The organism is Streptomyces sp. NPDC044704, from assembly GCF_056433525.1.
In genome coordinates, this window is record NZ_JBWKGY010000001.1 from 158,860 (window position 1) to 181,149 (window position 22,290).

Consider the following 22,290-nt stretch of genomic DNA (forward strand, 5'->3'; position numbering starts at 1 on the left):
GCGGGGTGTGCGGGCCCGGCGTGCCCCCACGGCGTAGCGTGGAACGGTGCCCGCCCGAGCCCGCCCCGACCGCACCCGCCCGGCCCCGCGGCCCGCCGCCCCGGACCCACCCGCCCGGGAGGGGTCCGCCGCCGGGCGGCCCGCGGGAGCGGGCGCCGTGGCGGGCGGCCTGCTGCGGGCCTGCCATCCGGTGCCGGCCGCCGCCGTGACGGTGTTCTCGGCGGCGCTGGCGGTGGCCTCCGGGCGCGGGGCCGCGGGCTCCGCCCTCACCGCCGCGGCGGTGGCCGCGGGGCAGCTCTCGGTGGGCTGGTGCAACGACCGGGCCGACCTGCGGCGTGACCTCGCCACCGGCCGCCGGGACAAACCGCTGGTCACGGGCGCCGTACGGCCCGACACCGTGACCGCCGCCGCGCTCGGCGCGCTACTCGTGTGCGGCGTGCTGTCGGTCGCCTGCGGAGCCCTGGCGGGAGCCGTGCACCTGCTCGGCGTGGCGGCCGCCTGGGCGTACAACCTGCGCCTCAAGGGCACGGCCGCGTCCTGGGTCCCGTACGCCCTCGCCTTCGGCCTGCTCCCCGCCTTCGTGACGCTCGGCCTGCCCGGCGCGCCCTGGCCTCCGCCGTGGCTGACCTGCGCGGCGGCGCTGCTGGGCGCCGGAGCGCACTTCGCCAACGTGCTGCCCGACATCGCCGACGACCTCGCCACGGGCGTCCGCGGGCTGCCGCAGCGGCTCGGCGCCCGGTGGTCGGCCGCGCTGGCCGGGCTGCTGGTGGCCGCCTCGACGGTGTGCCTCGTGGCCGGCCCGCCCGGACGGGTCACCCCGTACGGCTGGGGGCTGCTGGTACTGACCGCCGCGCTGCTGCTCGCGACGGGCCGGGCGCGCGGCGGGATCCCCTTCCTGGGCACGATGGCGGTCGCGGGCGCCGACGTCCTGCTGCTCCTGCTGCACGGCGCCGGTACGCGATGAACCCGCGGCGGTCGCCGGCACGATCCGGAAGAGACGGCCTACGGCGCGGGCGGGCGCCGGGTGCGGGTCCACGTGAGCAGGTCCTCCGCTTCCCAGGTGTTGATCACGCGCCCGGTGGGCACCCCGCACTCCACGGCCCGCGCGCAGCCCAGCACCTGCCAGTCCAGCTGCCCCGGGGCGTGCGCGTCGGTGTCGATCGCGAAGAAGGTGCCGGCCGCCACGGCCAGCTTCAGCAGCCGCCGGGGCGGGTCGAGCCGCTCGGGACGGCTGTTGATCTCCACGGCGGTCCCGGACTCCGCGCACGCCGCGAAGACCGCGTCCGCGTCGAACTGCGACTCCGGCCGCGTCCGGCCGGTCACCAGCCGTCCCGTGCAGTGCCCGAGCACGTCCATCAGCGGGTTGCGGACCGCCGTGAGGAGCCGCCGCGTCATGGCGGGCGACTCCATCCGCAGCTTCGAGTGGACCGACCCGACGACGAGGTCGAGCCGCTCCAGCAGCTCCGGCTCCTGGTCCAGCGAACCGTCCGCCAGGATGTCGCACTCGATGCCGGTGAGCAGGCGGAACGGCGCCCACGCCGCGTTCAGCTCCGCCACCACCAGCAGCTGTTCGCGCAGCCGCTCCGGGGAGAGCCCCCGGGCGACCGTCAGCCGCGGCGAATGGTCGGTGAGCACCGCCCACGCGTGGCCCAGTTCCGCGGCGGCCCGCCCCATGGCGTCGATCGGGCTGCCGCCGTCCGACCAGTCCGAGTGCAGATGGCAGTCCCCGCGCAGGGCCGCGCGCAGCGCCGCCGCGGCGGGGGAGGGAGGGGGACCCTCGGGGAGGGCCGCGGCCTCGTCCTCCAGGGTGCCCAGGTACTGGGGAACCCCACCACCGAGCGCCTCCCGGACCACCTGGGCCGTCTTGGGACCGATGCCCTTGACGGCCTCCAGCGTGCCGGCCGCCGCCCGCTCGGAGACCTCCCGCTCTCCCATCCGCGTGAGCGCGGCCGCCGCCGTACGGAAGGCCCGCACCCGGTACGTGGGTGCCTGCGCCCGCTCCAGCAGGAAGGCGATCCGGTCCAGCGCGGCCACCGGGTCCATGCGCGTACCTCCTCCCGCGCCCAGTGTCGCAATGCCGCCGAGGCCCGGCGACCGCTGCCGCGTTAGGCTCGGTACTGGCTGTGAAAGGGATGATGCCCATGTGCCGCTGGCTTGCCTACTCCGGCTCGCCCATGCTGCTCGACGCCGTGCTCTACCGCCCCGAGCACTCGCTCATCAACCAGAGCCTGCACGCCCGCATGGGGGTGGAGTCCACCAACGGGGACGGCTTCGGCATCGGCTGGTACAGCCAGGACGGCGACGGCACGCCGGCGGTCTTCCGTGACATCGGACCGGCCTGGAACAACCGCAACCTCCAGGAACTGTCCGCGCACGTCCGTTCGTCGCTGTTCTTCGCGCACGTCCGCGCCTCCACCGGGTCGGCGATCCAGCAGACCAACTGCCACCCCTTCCGGCACGGACGCTGGCTGTGGATGCACAACGGGGCGATCACCGACTTCCAGCGCCTCCAGCGCGACCTGTGCATGGCCGTCGACCCGGCGCTGTTCCCGTCCATCGAGGGGTCGACGGACTCGGAGGTGATGTTCTACCTCGCGGTCACCTTCGGCCTCGACCAGGACGTCCCGGGTGCGGTGGCCCGCATGGCGGGCCTCGTGGAGCGGCTCGGGAAGGAACACGGCGTCCCCGATCCGCTCCAGATGACGGTCGCGGTCAGCGACGGCGAGCGCGTGTGGGCGTTCCGCTACTCCAGCGAGGGCAGGTCCCGTTCGCTGTTCTACAGCAGCCGGGCCGAGACCGTACGGCAGCTCCACCCGGAGATCGACTTCCTGCGGGAGGTCTCCGACGCCTCCCGGCTGGTGGTGTCGGAGCCGCTCGGGGACCTGCCGGGCGTGTGGAACGAGCTTCCCGAGGCCAGTTACGTCGTCATCCCGTCCGATCCGGACCAGGAGTACCTGCCCTTCCTCCCGGAACTGCCCTGACCGGAACTGCCCTGACCGGGACGTGCCCCGCCGGCGCTGCTGCCGGCGCCGTCACGCGAGGGCGGTGGTGAGCGTGAACAGCGCCCCGTCCGGGTCGCGGACGGTGACGGAGCGGTCGGTGCCGTCCGAGGTGGTCTCCGAGACGGTGCGCCCGCCCAGTTCGACCGCGGCCTCGACGGCCGGTTCCAGCCGCGGGACGCGGAAGTGCACGTGCCAGCGGGGCCGGGTGTGCGGGGTGTAGGCGGCCGCCTCGACCGGCCCGCTGTTCAGCCGGGCCACCGGCTCGCCGCCCTGCCGCAGCACCACCTGGTCCTGCTCGTACGACACCTCGCAGGCCCCGGGCCGTCCGCTGGCCCACTCCAGCACCTCTCCGTAGAAGAGCGCCGCGTCGAAGGCGTTGCGGGTCCGCAGTTCCAGCCAGGCCGGCGCCGGGCCCAGGCCCACGCGCCAGCGGGAGGAGACGGGGCCGCCCCAGATCCCGAAGACCGCGCCCTCCAGGTCGGCGACGAGGGCCGCGCGGCCGCCCGAGGGGAAGGAGACCGGGCCGACCGCCACGGTCCCGCTGCGTTCGCGGATCCGGCTCGCCGCCACGTCCACGTCGTCGACGGCGAAGTACGGGGTCCAGGCCACGGCCATGCCCAGGTCGGAGGCCAGGGCCCCGATGCCGGCCACGGGCGCGCCGCCCAGCACGGCCACCGAGAAGGCGTCGCCGAGGGGGGCCGGGCGGAACCTCCAGCCCACCACCGCCCCGTAGAAACGCTGGGCGGCGGCCATGTCACGGGCCATCAGGCTCACCCAGCACGGCGCCCCGAACACGTCCTTGGCCGTCATCTCCGTCATACGTGCCGCCTCTCGTCCGCCACCGCAGCCACCACGCCGCCCGCACTAGGAGTAGCGCCCGGGGTCCCCCGGCGGCGCGTAGGCGCGCCCGCAGGTCACCACCAGTAGGCGGGGTACCTGGGAGCGTCGCGGCGGATGCGGGAGCCCGCGTACCCGGTGAGGACGAGGAGCACGGCCGAGCCGAAGAGGAGGGGGACGAAGCGGGCGGGAGCCGGGGTCTGGAGGACGGTCACGACGGCGGTGGCGACGGCCGGAGAGTGCGGGGTGCGGGCGACCGTGAGCAGGGCCAGGGTCACTCCGGCCGCCACGGCCGCCGTCCAGGCGCTGCTGCCCGCCGCGGCGAGGGCCGCGTACCCGACGGCCGCGCCCAGCATGTGGCCGATGACGACTCCGCGCGGCTGGGCCAGCGGCAGGGTGGGGGCGCTGTGCACCAGGGCCGCGCTGGCGGCCAGCGGGGGTATGAGGACCGGCTCGTGGATCACGGCTCCGATGCCGACGAGGGCCAGGAGCACGGTCGTCGCCGCGCTGACGCTGTGCAGGGCGGCGGCCGCGGTGGGCCGGGCGGGGGCCTTGGCCCTCGACAGCCGGGCGCGCGGGGACAGCGGGACGGCCTCGACGGGACGCGGATGCGGGGGACCGGTGGTGGTGCTGGTGTTCATGCGGGAGCAGGTTTCCGATGCGGGTGGCGGGCGGACCGCGCGGGGCAGGCAGGCAGGCAGGCAGGGCAGGGCGGTGGGCGGGCCGGCCGCGGTGGTCCACCGCCCGCCGGCTTCGCGATCCGTGCCATGTCCGGCCGACGCGATCCGAAGGCGACTTTATCGGGCACGCGTACGAACCCCGTGGTGGGGGTGAGACCGTGGGGGAACAATGCCCTGATCGGGCCCGACGGGCCGGCCGTGATCGTGTATGACTGCGAAGGCACGCTCAGCAGGCAGGGAAGGACCAGCATGATGACGCACCCCCACCCCGCCGGGGTCCTCACGGACCTCGACGCGGTGATCGCCGATGCCCCGGCCGACGCGACCGGTGCGGTGTGGCGGCTGACCGAGGCCGGCCGCGGTCTGGACTCGAACCTCATCCGCCTGCGGCCCGGCACGGTCATCGGGGAACACGCCGAGCCGACCGTCGACGTGCTGCTCGTCGTCGTCTGGGGCGGCGGGCGGATCGACACCGAGGACGGCCCGCTCGCGCTGCGGACCCACTCGGTGGTCTGGCTGGCGCGGAACTCCCGGCGCTCGCTCACCGCCGGACCGGCCGGCCTCACGTACCTGACCGTCCACGCCCGGCGCCCCGGACTCGGCATCGCCACCGCGACCGGTGCGCGGCCCTCGGACCTCCCCGCCGACCTCCCCGCCGCCCCTCCCGCCCCCGCTCCCGCCGAGGAGGGCGGGGAGACGGCCTGCCTGCTGCACCGGGTCTGCGCCGGCTGCGGGCGCCTCGCCGCCGAGTCCGACGCCCGCTACTGCTCCCGCTGCGGCGCGGAACTCCCGGACTGACCCGCACGCCGACGGCGCCCTCCTCGCGGCGGCGACGTGTCCCGGCCCGATCGGCACGGCACCCCCTACGCTTTCTCCGGATGCCCGTCCACCGTCCGGAAGGCAGGTCCCGCATGACCGGTTCACCCGTTCCCGTGATCGATCTCGGACTGTGGCGGGAGGGCGACGCCGCCGCGCGTTCCCGCATCGCCGCCCGCGTCGACGAGGCCCTCCAGGAGGCCGGGTTCCTGCTGGTCACCGGCCACGGCGTGGACCCGGAGCTGCCCGCCCGGATCAGGGAGGCGGCCCGCGCCTTCTTCCGGCTGCCGGCCGAGGCGAAGCGTCCGTACGCCGTCAGCGTCGGCGGGCGCGGCTGGCTCGGGCCCGGGGCGGAGGCCAACAGCTACGCGGAGGGCACGGCGTCCCCGCCCGACCTGAAGGAATCCTGGTCGTGCGCGGCGCAGGACCCGACGGGGATCGCCTCGGTGGACGCCGAGTGGTTCCGGCCGAACGTCTGGCCCGCGCAGACACCGCGGCTCGGCCCGCTGGCGGAACGCTACCTCGCCCGGATGCGGGCCCTCTGCGACGAGCTCCTGGAACTCCTGGCCGTGGCCCTGACCCTGCCCGAGGACCACTTCACCCGGCACACCGGCCACCCCACCTGGGGGTTCAACCTCAACTGGTACCCGGGAACGCAGACCGTCGGGCCACCCCTGCCCGGCCAGTTCCGCATCGGCGCGCACACCGACTTCGGGACGGTCACGGTCCTGGACCGCGAGCCCGGCGCGGGCGGACTGCAGATCCACACGGACTCCGGGGGCTGGCAGGACGCGCCCTACGACCCGGCGGCCCTGACCGTCAACATCGGCGACCTGCTGGCCCGCTGGACCGGGGACCGCTGGCGCGCGGGCCGCCACCGGGTCCTGCCACCGCCCGCCGCCGCCCCGGCCGAGGAACTGGTCTCGCTCGTCTACTTCTACGAGTGCGACGCCCACACCCGCGTCGAGTCCCTGCCCGCCCCGCTCGGACGGGTGCGGCACGAACCGGTCGACTCCCACGTGTACCTGCGGGCGAAACTCGACGCGATCACCGTCCCCTGAATCAGGGTCAGTTGTCCCCAGCAGGGATGATCTCCCCTCCACGGCCTACGACTTGAGATGAGTCCCCGGTCCTCCGGAGAGCTGACGACCGGGTCACGGACCCGCGCCTAGGTTCGTCCGCATGACACGACGCCGCGCAGCCGCATCCTTGACCGTCCTCGCCCTCCTGCTCCCGCTCCCGCTGGCGGCCGCCGGCGCCGCGGTCGCCGCCGCGCCGCCCGCGGCCGGCGCGCCCGCCGCGCCGAGTGCCCGCACCGTTCCCGAACTCCCGCGCCCCACCGGCAGGTTCGCCGTCGGCCAGGACACCCTCCACCTCGTCGACCGGTCCCGCACCGACCACTGGTCGGGATCCGGGCCGCGCGAGCTGATGGTGACGATGCGCTATCCGGCCCAGCGCGGCACCGGCGGACCGGTCCGCTACCTCACCGAGGAAGAGGCCCGGCTGCTCCTCGCCGACCGGGGGCTGGAACAGACCGTGCCCGCCCGGACCCTGGCGGGCACGCAGGCACACGCCCGGTCGGGGGCCCGGCCCGTCGCCGGACGGTACCCGCTGATCGTGCTGTCGCCCGGCTTCACCGTCCCCCGCGCCACCCTCACCTCCCTCGCCGAGGACCTGGCCTCGCGCGGCTACGTCGTCGCCGCCGTGGACCACGCCTACGAGACCTCGGGCACGGCCTTCCCCGGAGGCCGCGTACTGGAGTGCCTCGCCTGCGAGAAGGCCGGTGGCGACCGCGGCTACCGGGCGGTCAGCGACGGCCGCGCCCAGGACGTGTCCTTCCTGCTGGACCGCCTCACCGGACGCGACCCGGCCTGGAGCCGCGCCGGCCTGATCGACCCCCGCCGCATCGCCATGGCCGGCCACTCCATAGGCGGCGCCTCCGCCGCCGCGGCCATGGCCGCCGACGGCCGCGTCCGCGCCGGCGTCGACATGGACGGCACCCTGGCGACGCCCGTCCCGGCGGGCGGGCTCGGCGGCCGCCCCTTCATGCTGCTCGGCGCGGAGGGGAACGGGCCCGGCGGGCAGCAGAGCTGGGACCGGGACTGGCCCCTGCTCGACGGCTGGAAGCGCTGGATCACCTTCACCGGCTCGGGCCACTTCACCTTCACCGACTTCCCGCTCATCGGCGACCAGCTGGGCATACCCGACGCCGAGACCCCGCTGGGCGGAGCCCGGTCCCTCGAACTCACCCGGCGCTACGTCGGCGCCTTCTTCGACCAGCACCTGAAGGGCAGGCCCCAGCCCGTCCTGGACGGCCCGTCCGCCGACGCCCCCGAGGTCCTCTTCCACCGGCCCTGACCGGGGGCGGCCCACGGCCCCGGCGGCCCGGTGGGCCCGGTCAGACGACCGTCACGGGGTGGCGCACCACCGCGTCGAACAGGTAGCCCTGCGTGTTGTGGGCGGCCGTCGCGGGCTGCGTACGGCCCGTGGCGTCCGTGGCCCGCGCCAGCAGGGCCGTCGGCCCCGCCGCGCGCGGGGTCCACGGCACCGACCAGCGCACCCAGCCGCCCCGGCGCGGGGTGTCGTGCAGCCGGGCCCGCTGCCAGCGGGCGCCGCCGTCCGTGCTCACCTCCACCCGGTGCACGGGCGCGGCGCCCGACCAGGAACGCCCGGTCAGCAGCCGGGTACGGTGCACCGGGACCGTCGCGCCCAGCTCCAGCTCGAAGGCGCTCTTCAGGGTCTGCCGCGTCAGCGGCGCACTGCCCTGCGGCGGCTGTCCGGGCCCGAACAGCCGGTAGAGGTCGGTGTTCCACGGGGTGTAGAGCGGGGTGGCGCTGACCTCTACGTCCCCCACCCACTTGATCGAGGAGATGCCGATCCAGTCCGGCACCACCACCCGCACCGGGGCCCCGTGGTCCGGCGGCAGGGGCCGCCCGTTCATCTCGTACGCCAGGATGACGTCGTCCAGCGCCTTGGAGACGGGCAGCGGGCGCCGCACCCGCCCCAGGTTCACCCCGTTCGTCACCACCTCGTCGTCCAGCCCGCGCGGCAGCACGTCGACCGCGTCCCGGCGGATCCCGGCCCGCCGCAGGACGTCCGAGAGCCGGGCGCCCCGCCAGTGCGCGACACCGATCGCGCCCAGCGTCCACGCGGTGCCGCTGACCTGCTGGCCCTGCTGGCTGGTGTAGAAGCTGCGGCCGTTGCCCGCGCACTCGATGAACAGGGTCCGCTCGACCGCCGGGAGCGCGCGCAGCCGCTCGTACGAGAACTCCGCCGGCCCGCCCCGCAGGCCGTCGCCCCACACCCGCAGCGTCCAGTCCCGGGCCTCCAGGCGCGGGGTCGAGGTGTGGTTGCGGACGAAGAACCGGTCGAGCGGGGTCAGCGGCCCGGTGCCGCGCAGGGCCGCGAAGTTCGTCTCCGCGTTGGTGCCCCGCACGGTGAACAGCTCGGGCGGCAGCGGCTTGACGATGCCCGGCGCCGCCGGCGCGGCGGCGGGCGCCGCGGTCCCGGCGGCCTCGGCCGCCCCGGCCGTTCCCGCTCCGGCCCCGAGGCCGAGCGGCCCCGCCGCGGCCGCCCCTGCGGCGAACAGCTTCAGCAGGTGACGGCGGTCCACGCCGGCGGAACGGGCGCGTCCGCGCGCCCACTGCCGCAGGCGCGCACGGTCGTACCGGCTCTCGTCCGAGAGGTCGAGGGACATGGGCGGGACACTCCTTCACGACGGGTTCCGACGCACCGTAGGGCCCCGCACCGGCCCCCGGGAGGGGCGCCCCGAAATGGCCACGAACCCGCAATACGGCGGCAACGAAGGACCCGATTACCGCTGGTCGGCCGCGTTCGGCAGGATGTGGGGCATGACCGAGATCCGCACCCCCCGCCTCGTCCTCCGCCGCTGGAGCGACGACGACCTCGTCCCCCTTTCGGAGATCCACGCCGACCCGGAGGTGATGCGCTGGATCGGCGACGGCTCGACCCTCGACCTGGAGCAGACCGCCGACGCCATCGAGGGCTGGGAAGACGAGTGGGACGAGGAGGGCTTCGGCCTCTTCGCCGTCGAACTGCTCGCCTCCGGTGAACTGATCGGAGCCGTCGGCCTGAGCGTCCCCGAGCACCTGCCCCAGGTGATGCCGGCCGTGGAGATCACCTGGCGGCTCGGACGGTCCTACTGGGGCCAGGGCTACGCCTCCGAAGCGGCCCAGGCCACCCTGGAGTTCGCCCTCCAGGACCGCGGCCTCGACCGGGTGATCTGCGTCAACCGCGCGGGCAACGAGGACTCGGAGAACGTGATCCGCAAGCTCGGCATGGAATCGGACGGCAACCTCAGCGATCGCGAGTCCGGACACCTCTTCACCCTCCACAGCATCGACCTCACCGAGTACGAGGCCTGACCGGCAGCCGCGGCGCATCGTCCGATCGGATGACCCGGAGGTCCGCCGGAGCGCTGGGAGGCCCCCTCCACAGGGCCGACCGCCGGACCGGGGGAGCGGGGCCAGCATGGAACCGGGGAGCGGGCACCGGCACCTCCCGCCCCGGATCCGGAGGGACACCATGAACCCACACGACCGACCGCTGCTGGACGCCGCCGCCCGCGGCGACGGGGCCGCGGTGAGCGCCGCGCTCGCCGCCGGAGCCGCCGTGGACGCGCGGGACGACCAGCTGCGCACCGCGCTCCTCCTCGCCGTGCTCGGCGACCACCTCGAAGCGGCCCGGGTCCTCCTCGCGGCCGGGGCCGACCCGGACGCCGCCGACGCCCGGGCGGACAGCCCCTGGCTGGTCACCGGAGTCACCGGCAGCGTGCGGATGATGCGGCTGCTGCTGACCGCAGGCCCGGACCTGAAGCAGCTGAACCGGTTCGGCGGGATCTCCCTCATCCCGGCCGCCGAGCGCGGCCACACCGGCTACGTACGCGCCGTGCTGGAGGAGACCGCCGTGGACGTGGACCACGTCAACCGGCTCGGCTGGACCGCGCTGCTGGAGGCGGTGATCCTCGGCGACGGCGGGCCGCGCCACGAGGAGGTCGTCCGGCTGCTCCTGGCGGCGGGCGCCGACCCGGCCCTGGCCGACCTCGCCGGAGTGACCGCCCACGCCCACGCCGTCCGGCTCGGCTTCGACGGCATGGCCCGCCTGCTCGCCGCCGCGGCACGCCCGGACGCGGCACCGGGGCCGAACCCGGGACAGGGCCCACGGCGGGGCCCGCAGCCGGACCCCCGCCCCGGCCTACGGCCGGGCGCCGCCGCGGAGCCGGGAGCCGGACGGTGAACCGCTCCGACCGCGCGGTCCGCATCCCCCGCACCCCCCGTACGGTCCTCGCCGTGCTCTCCGCGGCCCTGCTGCTCGGCGCCTGCGCCGGCGCGGACCCCGGCCGGGACGCCGCCGCCCCGGCCCCGGCCGTCGCCCCGGCCGCCCCGCTCCCGGCGGCGTCCCCGACCCCGGCCGGCACCCTGCTCGTGGCCGACTTCGGCGCCGGCGGCGTCACCTTCGTGGACCCGTTGCGCGGCCCGGTCGCGTCGGTCCCCGTCGGCAGGGCCCCGTACGGCCTGGCCGTCGGCGCGGACGGCCGCGCCTGGGTGGCCACGGCCGAGGGCGTCGCCGTCGTCGACACCCGCACCCGCACCCGGACCGCGCTCGTCCCGTACCGGACCGCCACCGGCCCGGCCACCGGCGGCGAGTACCGGGGCGGGGGCATGGGCATCGCGCTCTCGCCGGACGGTGCGCACGCGTACGTCGGGGTGAACGTGCCCGGCGCCCACGGCGTGCTGGAGGTCATCGACACGGCCGCCGGCGAGGTCACCGCCACCGTGCCCGTCGGCCGGCGTCCCTTCGACGTCGACGTCTCCCGCGACGGTGGCGAGGTCTACGTCACCGGCCACGACTCCTTCGACGTCACCGCCGTCGCCGCGGACACGCTCCGGCCCCGCCGCATCGAGGTCGCCCCGTACGGCACCGAGGGCGGGCTCGGCTCCTGGCTGAAGCCGCACTACGCGGCGGTCCGGCCCGCCGACGGCATGCTGCTGCTCCCCTTCGAGGGCGAACGGCTCGCCGTCGTCGATCCGCGCACCGGGCGCACCACCGTCGAACCCATGACGGCGAACACCCACCAGCACGGGGCTGCGGTCACACCGGACGGCCGCCTCCTGGTGGTCGGGACCGGGGCCGTCGACGGGGACGGCGCGGGGCCCTCGCTCACGGTCCGCTCCCCGGACGGGACCGAGCGGGTCCACCCGCTGAGCGGTCCCCACGAGGACGTGGCGGTCTCCCGCGACGGGAAGACCGCCTACGTGACCGGCGGCTTCACCCGGGACGGGTACTGGAACGGCATCACGGTCGTCGACCTGACCACGGGAGGGACCCGGCGGCTCCCCGCGGGCAGCCGCCCGCTGGGCATCGCGGTGTTGTGAACGGGCCCTCGGGGCACCCCGGTCCGGCCCGCCGCTGTCAGCCCAAAGTCAGCCTTTGGTAAGCCATAACATCGGGTTATGACGTCATAACCAGGGGGTGAGTGCCGGGTTAGGGTGTCCTTAGTTTAGGGTTTCCCTTGATCAGTCCGATTTTCGGTCGAAGGGAACCCAGTCATGCCTCGCTCCCTGCGGGTAGCCATCGTCGGTGCCGGCCCCGCCGGCATCTACGCCGCCGACGCGCTGCTGAAGTCCGAGGCGGCTGCCGCTCCCGGCGTGTCCATCGACATCTTCGAGCGGATGCCGGCGCCCTTCGGCCTCATCCGCTACGGGGTGGCACCCGACCACCCCCGCATCAAGGGCATCATCACGGCCCTGCACCAGGTGCTGGACAAGCCCCAGGTCCGCCTCTTCGGCAACGTCGACTACCCGAACGACATCTCGCTCGACGAGCTGCACTCGTTCTACGACGCGGTGGTCTTCTCCACCGGTGCGACCGCCGACCGCGCCCTGAGCATCCCCGGCGTCGAGCTCGACGGCTCCTACGGCGCCGCGGACTTCGTCTCCTGGTACGACGGCCACCCCGACGTCCCGCGCACCTGGCCCCTGGAGGCCGAGAAGGTCGCCGTCCTCGGCGTCGGCAACGTCGCCCTCGACGTGGCCCGCATCCTCGCGAAGACGGCCGACGAACTGCTGCCGACCGAGATCCCGGCCAACGTCTACGACGGCCTCAAGGCCAACAAGGCGCTCGAGGTCCACGTCTTCGGCCGCCGCGGCCCGGCGCAGGCGAAGTTCAGCCCGATGGAGCTGCGCGAGCTCGACCACTCGCCCAACATCGAGGTCATCGTCAACCCCGAGGACATCGACTACGACGAGGGCTCGATCACCACCCGCCGCTCCAACAAGCAGGCGGACATGGTCGCCAAGACCCTGGAGAACTGGGCGATCCGCGACATCGGCGACCGCCCGCACAAGCTCTTCCTGCACTTCTTCGAGTCCCCCGCCGAGATAGTCGGCGAGGACGGCAAGGTCGTCGGCCTGCGCACCGAGCGCACCGAGCTCGACGGCACGGGCAACGTCAAGGGCACCGGCGAGTTCACCACGTGGGACGTCCAGTCCGTCTACCGCGCGGTCGGCTACCTCTCCGACGAGCTCCCCAAGCTCCCCTGGGACGTCGAGTCCGGCACGGTGCCGGACGAGGGCGGCCGTGTCATCGAGAACGGCGAGCACCTGGCCTCGACGTACGTGACGGGCTGGATCCGGCGCGGTCCGATCGGCCTCATCGGCCACACCAAGGGCGACGCCAACGAGACCGTCGCCAACCTGCTGGCCGACCACGCCGAAGGCCGGCTGCTCACCCCGTCCACGCCCGAACCGGCTGCGGTGGAGGCCTTCCTGGCCGAGCGCCAGGTCCGCTTCACCACCTGGGACGGCTGGTACAAGCTGGACGCCGCCGAGAAGGCGCTCGGCGAGGCCGAGGGCCGCGAGCGCGTGAAGATCGTGGAGCGCGAGGGCATGCTGAAGGCGAGCGGCGCGTAACACCCGCGGGGCCACGGGCCCGGTGGACGACTGTGGGGCCCGCCGCCGGCGGGCCCCACAGTCGTCCACCGGCGGACCGGATCAGTCCGTGATGGAGACGAGCTTCTTCGTCTTCAGGTCGGCCTGGACGCGGATCTCGGTCGTGTCGCTGCCCCAGGTCAGGGTGACCGTCGCGTTCGTCTTGCCCATCCCGCTGCCCGTGGACGTCACCTTCCACCGCGTCGGCACGTTCTGCGCGCGCAGCACCCCGTTGGCGTGGTTGGTCTCCTCCCACCGCTCCAGCTCCCGCTGGAGGGGCTCGGAGAGGTAGAAGGCGCGCAGCTGGTCGGCCGTCCTGCCGTCGCCCTCGTACACCGCGTCGATGTAGGAGCCGTAGAAGTCGGCGATCCGGGTGAACGCACCCTCGGGGCTGCCCGAGACGGACGGGGGAGCCGCGGCGGTCGCGGACGTGCCGGAGGCGACGGCGAACGCGAGGGCGGCCGCTCCCGCGGTGGCGGCGACGGCGAGGGAGGTGGTGCGCTTGGAGAACGTGAACATGGATCAGAACCTTTCCCCGTGCTGAGTGCGTGCCATTGCGGTCACTGGCACTGCCCCTGAGGACGGCCTCCCGCACCCGCCGGTTCTTTCCGTCCGGGGAATGGCCGGAATTCGTTCGTACGGGGGATCGCCGGAATGCCGGGGGAGTCGTCGCGGTTGGGGCGGAGGCGATATCCGAACGTACGCACTGGAGAGCTCATGAAGATCGGCATCATCGGCGCCGGCAACATCGGCGGCAATCTCACCCGTCGGCTCACCACCCTCGGACACCAGGTCTCCGTCGCGAACTCCCGCGGCCCCCAGACCCTGACCGCCCTCGCCGAGGAGACCGGAGCCACCCCCGTCACGGTCGCCGAAGCGGCCCGCGGCGCGGAGGTCGTCGTGGTCACCATCCCCTTCAAGAACGTGCCCGACCTGCCCTCCGGGGTGTTCGACGGGGCCGCCGAGGGCTTCGTCGTCATCGACACCGGCAACTACTACCCGCAGCAGCGCGACGGCCGCATCGCCGCCATCGAGGACGAGGGCCGGACCGAGAGCCGCTGGACCGAACAGCACCTCGGTCACCCCGTGGTCAAGGCCTTCAACGGGACCTACGCCGAGGACATCCTCACGCGGCCCCGCCCGGCCGGAGACCCGGAGCGCATCGCCCTCCCCGTCGCCGGCGACGACGAGCGCGCCAAGAAGACCGTCCGGGACCTGATCGACGAGCTCGGCTTCGACACCGTCGACGCCGGCGGCATCGACGAATCCTGGCGGCAGCAGCCGAACACCCCCGTCTACGGGCTGCGCGCGGGCACCGACGCCGTCGTCAAGGCGCTGGCCGAGGCCTCCCCGGTGCGCCCGGAGGAATTCCGCGGCTGAGCTCGCAAACCGTACGCCCGGACGCGGTAACTCTCCGCGTCCGAAGGGATTCCCTGTGCTACGGTAAGATCCAGTTGCGGGTGTGGTTCCCAAATATTTCAAGTGCTCCCGTCGGATTGCCCGGCGGGTGCACTTTTTATTTCCGGATGCTTTTCGGACGGGTCAAACATCACGTCGACTCCGGTGTCCGCACAGTGCGGCCCCGGGTACAGCCCCGAAGGAGAATCCATATGGCATCCGGCACCGTGAAGTGGTTCAACGCGGAAAAGGGTTTCGGCTTCATCGAGCAGGACGGCGGCGGCGCCGACGTGTTCGCCCACTACTCGAACATCGCCACCCAGGGCTTCCGTGAGCTTCAGGAAGGCCAGAAGGTGAACTTCGACGTCACGCAGGGCCAGAAGGGCCCGCAGGCCGAGAACATCGTTCCCGCCTGACCTTCGGGACGCGCGGTACACGAGGGCCGGGGCCCGCACCGACGGTGCGGGCCCCGGCTCGTTCCACACCGTGACCGAAGCGTCATCGCCCGGCCCTCCGCAGGCGGCCCGCCTCCTTGCTACGTTCTCCGGCACCCGGAGCCCCCAGGAGGCCGCCCATGCACGTCAGACCCCGTCTCCTCGTCACCGCGGTCCTGCTGGTGCCGCTCCTGCCGGCGACGGGCTGCACGGACCTGCGGCCGGGCCCGTCGTCCCTCTCCGCCCCGGCCTCCCCGGCTGCCCCGGTCTCCCCGGCCCCGTCCGGCGCGAGCACCGCAGCGACGCCCGCCGCGACGCCCACCGCGGCGTCCCCGTCGGCCCCGGCGCCGGTGACCGCGGCCCCCGTGACCACCGCCGCGACGAACCCGGCCGCGGCGCCGCCGCTCCGTTCCTCCCCGGCCCCCGCCACCCGCCTTTCCCTGTCGGTGAGCACCCGGGGCGGCGGACTCCGCCTGGTGCGGGGCGGTCCGGCCCAGGAATTCACCCTGACCCTGCGCAACGGCAACACCCGGGCCTACCGGCACCTGTTGCTCACCTTCCAGACGGAGTCCTTCGGACCGGCCCCGGGCGACCTCCCCGGCCCGGCGGCCTCCCTGGTCCTCGAACGCCGGGACCCGGCGACGGGCCGCTGGAACCCCGTCGAGCTGCGCATCGCCAACGATTTCAAGCCGTACGCCCTCCACGTCGGCGGCTCGCCCCTCGACCGGGACGCCGTGCGCACCGAGCGGTACCGGCTGCGCGCCACCGCCACCGGCCCCACGGGAAGTTCCCCGCTGGAGGTCCGGGCCCTCGACACCGACGCCCCGGAGGGCGCCGGAGAGGAGCTGGAGCGTCCGGCCCGGCTCACGCTCCCGCACACCACCCGACGGGCCTCCTGAGCCACGACCGCTACCTGGAGCGGCACACCTCCGGGCAGACTGTCCGTCGTGACGACACTGAGCAAAGGCGCCAACCTGCCCGTCGCGGCACCCTCCGTCCGCGCCGTCCTCGGCTGGTCCGCCGGCCCCGGCGTGCCGGACGTGGACGCCTCGGCGCTGCTGCTGACCAGCGGCGGCCGGGTCCGTTCCGACGGTGACTTCGTGTTCTACAACCAGCCGAGACACGCCTCGGGGTCCGTACGCCACCTCGGGAAGCGACCCGGCGCGGACGCGCTGGAGGTGGACCTCGCCGCCCTGGGGGCGGACGTCGAACGCGTCGCCCTGTGCGCTTCCGCCGACGGCGGGACGTTCGGGCAGGTCCCCGGCCTGCACCTGCGGCTCCTCGACTCGGCCTCGGGGGCCGAGCTGGCGCGCTTCGACATGACCGCCGGGGCCGAGACCGCCTTCGTCAGCGGTGAGCTCTACCGGCGGGCCGGCGCGTGGAAGTTCCGGGCGGTGGGGCAGGGCTACGCGAGCGGCCTGGCCGGTCTCGCGACCGATTTCGGGATCACCGTCGACGACGAACCCCCCACCACGGCCGCCGCGCCCGTACCGGCTCCCGCGCCCGTCCGCGCCCCCGCCCCAGCCCCCGCCCCAGCCACCTCCCCCTACCTGCGGGCCGCTCCCGCCTCACCGGCCGTCACCCCCGCGGCCCCGCCCGCCGATTCCGCGGTACGGCTGGTCAAGGGCGAGGAGTGGCTCCCCGTCGACATGCGCAAACGGCTCTCGCTGCGCAAGCAGCAGGTCGCCGTCAGCCTGAGCAAGGCCGGCGCCACCGGGGTCACCGCCCGCGTGATCCTCGTCCTCGACGCCTCCGGCTCGATGAGCGCCCTCTACTCCCGCGGTACGGTGGCGGGCGTCGTCGAGCGCATGGCGGCCGTGGCCGCACAGCTCGACGACGACGGCGAGATGCAGGCGTGGACCTTCGCCACGAACCCGGCCCGACTGCCCGACCTCGCGATCGGTGACCTCCCGGACTGGCTGCGCCTGCACGTGCGCGTCGGCCAGATGAGCCTCTTCGGCCGCAAGAAGCCGCCCAAGGGGCTCCAGCCGGGCCAGGTCGACATGCGCGCCGTCGGCTTCCAGAACGAGGAGCAGAAGGTCATCGCCGAGGTGCGGGACTTCGTCCGCACCCAGTCGTCGTCCGTCCCGACCCTGGTGCTGTTCTTCTCCGACGGCGGCGTCTACCGCAACGACGAGATCGAACGGGAACTGCGGGCCGCCGTGGAGGAACCGGTGTTCTGGCAGTTCGTCGGCCTCGGGCGCGCCGGATTCGGCGTGCTCGAACGCTTCGACACCATGCCCGGCCGCCGCGTCGACAACGTCGGGTTCTTCGCCGTCGACGACATCGACCAGGTCTCCGACCCCGAGCTGTACGACCGGCTGCTGTCCGAGTTCCCGTCCTGGCTGCGTGCCGCCCGGCAGGCCGGCATCCTGCGCTGAACGCGCACCCCGAAAGAAGGAAGACCCTCGTGAGCACCCCCGCCGGCCTCAGGATCCTGCGCGCCGCCGACCGCACCGCCACGCCCTGGAAGAACGGCGGGGGAGTCACCCGCGAGATCGCGGCACGGCCCGAGCACGCCGGCACGGCCGACTTCGCCTGGCGCGTCAGCCTCGCCGAGGTGGACGCCGACGGCCCCTTCTCGGTGTTCCCGGGCGTCGACCGTACGCTCACCCTCGCCGAGGGGGCGGGCATGGACCTCACCGTCGCGGGGGAGCGCCGCCTGGTCGGCGAACGCTACGCACCCCGGCACTTCCCCGGGGACCGGCCCACCGACTGCCGGCTCCTGGACGGACCCGTCGTCAACTTCAACGTGATGTACCGGCGGGACCGCACCGAGGCCCGGACCGCCGTCGTACGCGGCGAGTTGGACCTCGTCGTGGCACCGGACGAGACGGTCCTCCTCGTCGCCCTCGACGGCCCGGCGGCCTTCGACCGCACCGACCCGCCGGGCCCGCCCGCCGAACTGGCGCCGTACGACGCGCTCCTGGCGACCGGCCCGCTCACCGGCCTGGTCCGCACCACGGCCCGGGCGGCCCTGGTACGCCTGAGGACCACCGGGTAGTGAGTTCGATCTTGCAGGCCGGAGGCGGTGCGGGCAGAATCGCCCGGTGACCGAGACCGAAACGGACCAGGACCCCTTCGCGGAACACCGCAGGCTCCTGTTCGCCACCGCCTACCGCATGCTGGGCAGCGTCGCCGACGCCGAGGACATCGTCCAGGACGCCTGGCTGACGTGGCACAAGGCCGACCGCTCGGAGGTCCGTCACCCCAAGGCGTACCTGGTGCGCACGGTGACCAACCTGTCCCTGAACCGGCTCACCTCCGCCCGGGCCACCCGCGAGGAGTACGTCGGCCCCTGGCTCCCCGAGCCGCTGCTGACGGCGCCCGACGCCGCGCAGGGACAGGAAGTCGCGGAGAGCGTGTCGACGGCGATGCTGGTCGTCCTGGAGACCCTCGCACCCGTCGAGCGCGCGGTCTTCGTGCTGCGCGAGGTGTTCGGCTACTCGCACGCGGAGATCGCCGAGGTGCTGGAGCGCCCGGAGCCCACGGTCCGGCAGATCTCCCACCGCGCCCGCAAGCACGTCCAGTCCCGCCGCCCCCGCTACGACACCGACAGCGCGGAGCGCGAGGCGGTCACGGCCCGGTTCATCAGCGCGTGCGCGGGCGGGGACCTGAACGCCGTCATGGAGATGCTCGCCCCCGACGTCACCGCCTGGTCGGACGGCGGCGGCAAGGTCAGGGCGGCGCTCCGCCCGCTGTACGGACCGGACAAGGTGGCGCGCTGGCTGGTGGGCGTGCTGAAGAAGCCCGAGATGGCCCCCGTCACCACCGTTCCGGCCGTCATCAACGGCGAACTGGGCCTCCTCGCCCTCGCCGGGGGCACCCCCATGGGAGCGGTCACCTTCGACCTGGAGCACGGCAAGCTCCGCAACCTCCGCCTCCAGATCAACCCCGACAAGCTCCGCGGCCTGAGCGGGACGGACCCCGAGCGGGCGTGACGCCGCCCCGGCGCGGGGTCACAGGGACTCCGCGCCGCCGCCCGTCAGCGTGCGCAGGACCCGTTCGAGGCGGGCCCTCCGCGCCTGCGGGGTGAGGGACTGGAGCAGCGGCAGGATCAGCTGGTAGCGGCCGGTCCGGTCCAGTGCCCCGAACGCCTCCCGGGCCCGGGGGTCCGCTTCGAGCGCGGCCACCAGGTCCGGCGGCGGCTCCGCCGTCTTCTGCGACGCGTACGCCGCCTCCCACCTGCCGTCCGCCTGCGCCCGGCGCACCTCGGCCAGCCCGGGCTCGCGCATCCGGCCCGCCGCCGTGAGCGCGGCGACCTTGTCCACGTTCACCTTCGACCACAGGCTCCGGGGGCGGCGCGGCACGTACCGCTGGAGGTAGCACCGCTCGTCGAGGGAGCGGCGCTGCCCGGAGATCCAGCCGTAGCAGAGCCCGATGTCGACCAGCTCGTCGTCGGTGACCGAGGGGATGCCCGACCTCTTCTTCCCCACCTTCACCCAGACGCCCTCCGCGCGCGTCCAGTGCTCCGCCAGCCAGCCCTCGAACGCCGCGGCGTCCGCGAAGGCGATGATGTCCACCCCGTCGATCTCGTCCATGGCGCCAGGCTAGGCGGTGTCGTCAGTCCTGTCGTCAGTCCTGTCGTCGAGCGGTGTTCCGCCTACCGTGCGCGGAGCGCCTGCGCCCGGGTCTCGATCGCGGTGATCAGGGCCTCGACGCGCACCAGGAAGATCTGTTCGTCCGTCACCTCGGCCAGCTCGGTGCTCAGCCGGGTGATGTGGGGGAACCCCTGGGCGTCGACCAGGCGGTACTCGCGGCTCCACGAGGACTCGTCGGCCGCCCGGACGTCCGGGTCGAACAGCAGGTAGGCGGCGCGCTGGCCGACGTACGCGAGGAGGGAGTCGCCGACCATCCGGTAGTGGACCGCGGCCTCGGCGCCGTCGAGCCCCGCTTCGCGCACGGCGCCGAGGATGAGCTCGACGACGCGGAACTCGTTGGGCCTGCGGGTGGTGCGGCTGGCCATCGTCGAGCCGACCACCGGGTACTTGAGGGCGACCTCCAGGGAGCCGGCGGCGAGCGCGCGCAGCCGGTCCTTCCAGCCGAGGCCCTCGGGGATGCTGTCGAGGACCTCGCCGAGCGTGCGGTCGGCGACCGACAGCAGCAGCTCGTCCTTGTCGCGGAAGTGCCGGTAGATCGCGGTCGGGTCGGCGCCCAGCTCCTCGCCGAGACGCCGGACGGTGAACGCGTCCTGGCTGCCGCGCGCCGCGATGCGCAGGCTCGCTTCGATGATCGCGTCGGGCGTGAGCTGACTGCCGGCGCGCTTGGACCGGGCGGGTGTGTCGGATGACTTCGGCATGGTGCGGCCAGTGTAACGATGTGGAACAGAGCCAGCGCAACACCGTTGACAACAATGTTGCGCTCCCGTTCACTCCTCCTCAACAACACGCCGTGCGGGCCCCGCCCGCCGAGCCGGAGGATGCGCCGATGTCCGACACCAGGCAGCGCGACACCCAGCGGGCCGACACCGTCTTCGTGGGGGGCAAGGTCTTCACCGGGACCGGCGACGCCCCCGTCAGGGCGGCCGTCGCCATCGGGGGAGGCCGCGTCCTGGCCGTCTCCGACGACAGCGGGGTCCGCGCCCTCGCCGGCCGGACCACCGAGGTGGTCGACCTCGAAGGCGGCCTGCTCGTCCCGGGGTTCCAGGACGCCCACGTCCACCCGGTGGTGGCCGGGGTGCAGATGCTCGGCTGCGACCTCAGCGGGCAGCACTCACTCGACGGCTACCTGAAGGTGGTGGCCGACCACGCCCGGAGCCACCCGGAAGCGGCCTGGATCCGCGGCGGCGGCTGGTCGATGGACGTCTTCCCCGGCGGCACCCCCACCCGCGCCCTGCTCGACGCGGTGGTCCCGGACCGGCCGGTCCTGCTCACCAACCGCGACGGCCACGGAGCCTGGGTCAACACCCGGGCCCTGCGCCTCGCGGGAGTCGACCGCCACACCCCCGACCCCGCGGACGGCCGGATCGAGCGGGAACCCGACGGAAGCCCGGCCGGCACCCTCCAGGAGGGCGCGGTGGACCTCGTCGCCCGCCACGTACCCCTCGCGACCCCCGACGAGTCCCACGCCGGACTGCTGGCCGCCCAGGAGCACCTCTTCTCCCTCGGCGTCACCGGCTGGCAGGACGCCATGATCGGGGCCTTCCCCGGAAACCCCGACAACCACGACGTCTACCTGCGGGCGGCCCGCGAGGGATCCCTGCGGGCCCGCGTCGTGGGCGCCCTGTGGTGGGACCGCGAACGCGGCCTGGAACAGATCCCCGAACTGGAGGAACGCCGCCGCACCGGACGGGCCGGCCGCTTCCGCGCCACCAGCGTGAAGATCATGCAGGACGGCATCGCCGAGAACTTCACCGCCGGCATGCTCGACCCGTACCTCGACGGATGCGGCTGCGCCACCGCGAACTCCGGGCTCAGCTTCATCGAACCGAAGCTGCTCACCGAGGCGGTGCGCCTCCTCGACCGGTCCGGGTTCCAGCTCCACTTCCACGCCCTCGGAGACCGGGCCGTCCGCGAGGTGCTGGACGCCCTCGAAGCGGCCCGCACGGCCAACGGCGCCAACGACAACCGCCACCACCTCGCCCACCTCCAGGTCGTCCACCCGGACGACATCGGCCGCTTCGCCCGGCTCGGCGCGGCCGCCAACATCCAGGCCCTGTGGGCCGCCCACGAACCGCAGATGGACGAGCTGACGATCCCCTTCCTGGGACCCGAACGCGCCGCCCTGCAATACCCGTTCGGCGACCTGCACCGCGCCGGCACACGCCTCGTCGCCGGCAGCGACTGGTCCGTGAGCAGCCCCGACCCCCTGGAGGGCATCCACGTCGCCGTCAACCGGCAGGTGCCCGAACAGGACCCGGGCAGGCCCTTCTTCCCGGAACAGGCGCTGACCCTGGCCCAGGCCCTGACCGCCTACACCGCCGGCAGCGCCTGGGTGAACCACCTCGACGGGGTCACCGGCACCATCGAAGCGGGCAAGTACGCCGACCTCGCCGTCCTCGACCGGGACCCCTTCGAGCACCCCGCCCAGGAGATCGCCGCCACCCGCGTCCGCCGCACCTACCTGGAGGGCGAACAGGTCCACGCGGCCGCCGGCTGAGCCCCCGCCCTCCGGCCCACCCCCCGCCCCACCTCCCGCTCCGCCCCGCGCACCCGGCGGGACCGGCCGGGCCGCC

23 protein-coding genes are annotated in these 22,290 nt (G+C 74.2%); 16 read left to right on the top strand and 7 right to left on the bottom strand.

What is annotated here, in order from left to right; all coding sequences use genetic code 11:
• Positions 1-46 precede the first annotated feature (46 nt).
• On the top strand, positions 47-964 hold the full coding sequence (locus AC07B0_RS00690) for a UbiA family prenyltransferase (RefSeq protein WP_478896024.1): 918 nt from the start codon (positions 47-49) through the stop codon (positions 962-964).
• Positions 965-1,002: 38 nt separating this feature from the next.
• Here the strand turns inward: AC07B0_RS00690 and AC07B0_RS00695 are convergent, their stop codons facing one another.
• Entirely contained in the window at positions 1,003-2,043 is a 1,041-nt protein-coding gene (locus tag AC07B0_RS00695; protein ID WP_478896026.1) for a PHP domain-containing protein, read from the bottom strand.
• A 98-nt stretch (positions 2,044-2,141) separates the two neighbouring features.
• On the opposite strand from AC07B0_RS00695, the gene AC07B0_RS00700 reads away from it, so the two are divergent.
• Positions 2,142-2,981: a class II glutamine amidotransferase gene (locus AC07B0_RS00700; RefSeq protein WP_356871911.1), complete on the top strand. Its 840-nt coding sequence runs from the start codon at positions 2,142-2,144 to the stop codon at positions 2,979-2,981.
• Between the two features lie 51 nt (positions 2,982-3,032).
• Here AC07B0_RS00700 and AC07B0_RS00705 read toward each other — a convergent pair whose 3' ends face one another.
• Both AC07B0_RS00705 and AC07B0_RS00710 read right to left on the bottom strand, forming a co-directional pair.
• Positions 3,033-3,821, bottom strand: coding sequence for a VOC family protein (locus AC07B0_RS00705; RefSeq protein ID WP_356871909.1), 789 nt, complete (start codon positions 3,819-3,821; stop codon positions 3,033-3,035).
• A gap of 95 nt (positions 3,822-3,916) precedes the next feature.
• Positions 3,917-4,480: an HPP family protein gene (locus tag AC07B0_RS00710; RefSeq protein ID WP_478896028.1), complete on the bottom strand. Its 564-nt coding sequence runs from the start codon at positions 4,478-4,480 to the stop codon at positions 3,917-3,919.
• A 288-nt stretch (positions 4,481-4,768) separates the two neighbouring features.
• On the opposite strand from AC07B0_RS00710, the gene AC07B0_RS00715 reads away from it, so the two are divergent.
• The 3 genes from AC07B0_RS00715 (at position 4,769) to AC07B0_RS00725 (ending at position 7,693) form a co-directional block, all read left to right on the top strand.
• On the top strand, positions 4,769-5,317 hold the full coding sequence (locus AC07B0_RS00715) for a cupin domain-containing protein (protein ID WP_478896030.1): 549 nt from the start codon (positions 4,769-4,771) through the stop codon (positions 5,315-5,317).
• Between the two features lie 113 nt (positions 5,318-5,430).
• Positions 5,431-6,396 (top strand): isopenicillin N synthase family dioxygenase, encoded by a 966-nt coding sequence (locus AC07B0_RS00720; protein WP_469384262.1) that lies wholly within the window; start codon positions 5,431-5,433, stop codon positions 6,394-6,396.
• A gap of 121 nt (positions 6,397-6,517) precedes the next feature.
• Positions 6,518-7,693: an alpha/beta hydrolase family protein gene (locus tag AC07B0_RS00725; protein ID WP_478896032.1), complete on the top strand. Its 1,176-nt coding sequence runs from the start codon at positions 6,518-6,520 to the stop codon at positions 7,691-7,693.
• 40 nt (positions 7,694-7,733) lie between these two features.
• On the opposite strand, the gene AC07B0_RS00730 is transcribed toward AC07B0_RS00725, so the two are convergent.
• Positions 7,734-9,032 carry a sulfite oxidase gene (locus AC07B0_RS00730; protein ID WP_356871899.1) on the bottom strand — a complete coding sequence of 433 codons (1,299 nt, stop codon included), beginning with the start codon at positions 9,030-9,032 and terminating at the stop codon, positions 7,734-7,736.
• Between the two features lie 154 nt (positions 9,033-9,186).
• On the opposite strand from AC07B0_RS00730, the gene AC07B0_RS00735 reads away from it, so the two are divergent.
• The 4 genes from AC07B0_RS00735 (at position 9,187) to AC07B0_RS00750 (ending at position 13,266) form a co-directional block, all read left to right on the top strand.
• Positions 9,187-9,720 carry a GNAT family N-acetyltransferase gene (locus tag AC07B0_RS00735; protein WP_478896034.1) on the top strand — a complete coding sequence of 178 codons (534 nt, stop codon included), beginning with the start codon at positions 9,187-9,189 and terminating at the stop codon, positions 9,718-9,720.
• 160 nt (positions 9,721-9,880) lie between these two features.
• Entirely contained in the window at positions 9,881-10,591 is a 711-nt protein-coding gene (locus tag AC07B0_RS00740) for an ankyrin repeat domain-containing protein (RefSeq protein WP_478896036.1), read from the top strand.
• Positions 10,588-11,730 carry a hypothetical protein gene (locus tag AC07B0_RS00745; RefSeq protein WP_478896038.1) on the top strand — a complete coding sequence of 381 codons (1,143 nt, stop codon included), beginning with the start codon at positions 10,588-10,590 and terminating at the stop codon, positions 11,728-11,730. The genes AC07B0_RS00740 and AC07B0_RS00745 overlap by 4 nt, the downstream gene beginning before the upstream one ends.
• A 174-nt stretch (positions 11,731-11,904) precedes the next feature.
• Positions 11,905-13,266, top strand: coding sequence for an FAD-dependent oxidoreductase (locus tag AC07B0_RS00750; RefSeq protein WP_356871891.1), 1,362 nt, complete (start codon positions 11,905-11,907; stop codon positions 13,264-13,266).
• 81 nt (positions 13,267-13,347) lie between these two features.
• Here the strand turns inward: AC07B0_RS00750 and AC07B0_RS00755 are convergent, their stop codons facing one another.
• A complete protein-coding gene (locus AC07B0_RS00755) occupies positions 13,348-13,803 on the bottom strand; it encodes a hypothetical protein (RefSeq protein ID WP_356871889.1) in 456 nt (151 codons plus the stop codon).
• Between the two features lie 198 nt (positions 13,804-14,001).
• Here AC07B0_RS00755 and AC07B0_RS00760 point away from each other — a divergent pair, with 198 nt between their 5' ends.
• The 6 genes from AC07B0_RS00760 (at position 14,002) to sigJ (ending at position 19,057) form a co-directional block, all read left to right on the top strand.
• Positions 14,002-14,664: an NADPH-dependent F420 reductase gene (locus AC07B0_RS00760; protein WP_478896040.1), complete on the top strand. Its 663-nt coding sequence runs from the start codon at positions 14,002-14,004 to the stop codon at positions 14,662-14,664.
• A gap of 230 nt (positions 14,665-14,894) precedes the next feature.
• A complete protein-coding gene (locus AC07B0_RS00765; protein WP_030228921.1) occupies positions 14,895-15,098 on the top strand; it encodes a cold-shock protein in 204 nt (67 codons plus the stop codon).
• A gap of 158 nt (positions 15,099-15,256) precedes the next feature.
• Positions 15,257-16,015: a hypothetical protein gene (locus tag AC07B0_RS00770; RefSeq protein ID WP_478896042.1), complete on the top strand. Its 759-nt coding sequence runs from the start codon at positions 15,257-15,259 to the stop codon at positions 16,013-16,015.
• A gap of 48 nt (positions 16,016-16,063) precedes the next feature.
• The gene (locus AC07B0_RS00775; protein ID WP_478896044.1) at positions 16,064-17,497 is read left to right on the top strand and encodes a VWA domain-containing protein; all 1,434 of its coding nucleotides are present in this window, start codon (positions 16,064-16,066) and stop codon (positions 17,495-17,497) included.
• 29 nt (positions 17,498-17,526) lie between these two features.
• A complete protein-coding gene (locus AC07B0_RS00780) occupies positions 17,527-18,120 on the top strand; it encodes a HutD/Ves family protein (protein ID WP_478896046.1) in 594 nt (197 codons plus the stop codon).
• Between the two features lie 118 nt (positions 18,121-18,238).
• Positions 18,239-19,057 (top strand): RNA polymerase sigma factor SigJ, encoded by an 819-nt coding sequence (sigJ, locus tag AC07B0_RS00785; protein ID WP_478896687.1) that lies wholly within the window; start codon positions 18,239-18,241, stop codon positions 19,055-19,057.
• Between the two features lie 18 nt (positions 19,058-19,075).
• On the opposite strand, the gene AC07B0_RS00790 is transcribed toward sigJ, so the two are convergent.
• Both AC07B0_RS00790 and AC07B0_RS00795 read right to left on the bottom strand, forming a co-directional pair.
• Positions 19,076-19,657, bottom strand: a complete 582-nt coding sequence (locus AC07B0_RS00790) for a YdeI/OmpD-associated family protein (RefSeq protein ID WP_356871877.1) — start codon at positions 19,655-19,657, stop codon at positions 19,076-19,078.
• A 62-nt stretch (positions 19,658-19,719) separates the two neighbouring features.
• The gene (locus AC07B0_RS00795) at positions 19,720-20,415 is read right to left on the bottom strand and encodes a TetR/AcrR family transcriptional regulator (protein ID WP_356871875.1); all 696 of its coding nucleotides are present in this window, start codon (positions 20,413-20,415) and stop codon (positions 19,720-19,722) included.
• Between the two features lie 128 nt (positions 20,416-20,543).
• Between AC07B0_RS00795 and AC07B0_RS00800 the strand changes: the two genes are divergently transcribed.
• Positions 20,544-22,214, top strand: coding sequence for an amidohydrolase (locus tag AC07B0_RS00800; protein WP_469384235.1), 1,671 nt, complete (start codon positions 20,544-20,546; stop codon positions 22,212-22,214).
• Positions 22,215-22,290 lie beyond the last annotated feature (76 nt).

What these genes read in the sequence shown, in the direction of transcription:
- AC07B0_RS00725 (WP_478896032.1), top strand. Translation starts at nt 6,518, where the DNA reads ATGACACGACGCCGCGCAGCCGCATCCTTGACCGTCCTCGCCCTCCTG.
- AC07B0_RS00695 (WP_478896026.1), bottom strand. Translation starts at nt 2,043, where the DNA reads ATGGACCCGGTGGCCGCGCTGGACCGGATCGCCTTCCTGCTGGAGCGG.
- AC07B0_RS00710 (WP_478896028.1), bottom strand. Translation starts at nt 4,480, where the DNA reads ATGAACACCAGCACCACCACCGGTCCCCCGCATCCGCGTCCCGTCGAG.
- AC07B0_RS00765 (WP_030228921.1), top strand. Translation starts at nt 14,895, where the DNA reads ATGGCATCCGGCACCGTGAAGTGGTTCAACGCGGAAAAGGGTTTCGGC.
- AC07B0_RS00795 (WP_356871875.1), bottom strand. Translation starts at nt 20,415, where the DNA reads ATGCCGAAGTCATCCGACACACCCGCCCGGTCCAAGCGCGCCGGCAGT.
- AC07B0_RS00715 (WP_478896030.1), top strand. Translation starts at nt 4,769, where the DNA reads ATGATGACGCACCCCCACCCCGCCGGGGTCCTCACGGACCTCGACGCG.
- AC07B0_RS00755 (WP_356871889.1), bottom strand. Translation starts at nt 13,803, where the DNA reads ATGTTCACGTTCTCCAAGCGCACCACCTCCCTCGCCGTCGCCGCCACC.
- AC07B0_RS00790 (WP_356871877.1), bottom strand. Translation starts at nt 19,657, where the DNA reads ATGGACGAGATCGACGGGGTGGACATCATCGCCTTCGCGGACGCCGCG.
- AC07B0_RS00700 (WP_356871911.1), top strand. Translation starts at nt 2,142, where the DNA reads ATGTGCCGCTGGCTTGCCTACTCCGGCTCGCCCATGCTGCTCGACGCC.
- AC07B0_RS00800 (WP_469384235.1), top strand. Translation starts at nt 20,544, where the DNA reads ATGTCCGACACCAGGCAGCGCGACACCCAGCGGGCCGACACCGTCTTC.
- AC07B0_RS00735 (WP_478896034.1), top strand. Translation starts at nt 9,187, where the DNA reads ATGACCGAGATCCGCACCCCCCGCCTCGTCCTCCGCCGCTGGAGCGAC.
- AC07B0_RS00740 (WP_478896036.1), top strand. Translation starts at nt 9,881, where the DNA reads ATGAACCCACACGACCGACCGCTGCTGGACGCCGCCGCCCGCGGCGAC.
- AC07B0_RS00770 (WP_478896042.1), top strand. Translation starts at nt 15,257, where the DNA reads ATGCACGTCAGACCCCGTCTCCTCGTCACCGCGGTCCTGCTGGTGCCG.
- AC07B0_RS00720 (WP_469384262.1), top strand. Translation starts at nt 5,431, where the DNA reads ATGACCGGTTCACCCGTTCCCGTGATCGATCTCGGACTGTGGCGGGAG.
- AC07B0_RS00750 (WP_356871891.1), top strand. Translation starts at nt 11,905, where the DNA reads ATGCCTCGCTCCCTGCGGGTAGCCATCGTCGGTGCCGGCCCCGCCGGC.
- AC07B0_RS00760 (WP_478896040.1), top strand. Translation starts at nt 14,002, where the DNA reads ATGAAGATCGGCATCATCGGCGCCGGCAACATCGGCGGCAATCTCACC.
- AC07B0_RS00705 (WP_356871909.1), bottom strand. Translation starts at nt 3,821, where the DNA reads ATGACGGAGATGACGGCCAAGGACGTGTTCGGGGCGCCGTGCTGGGTG.
- AC07B0_RS00730 (WP_356871899.1), bottom strand. Translation starts at nt 9,032, where the DNA reads ATGTCCCTCGACCTCTCGGACGAGAGCCGGTACGACCGTGCGCGCCTG.
- sigJ (WP_478896687.1), top strand. Translation starts at nt 18,239, where the DNA reads ATGCTGGGCAGCGTCGCCGACGCCGAGGACATCGTCCAGGACGCCTGG.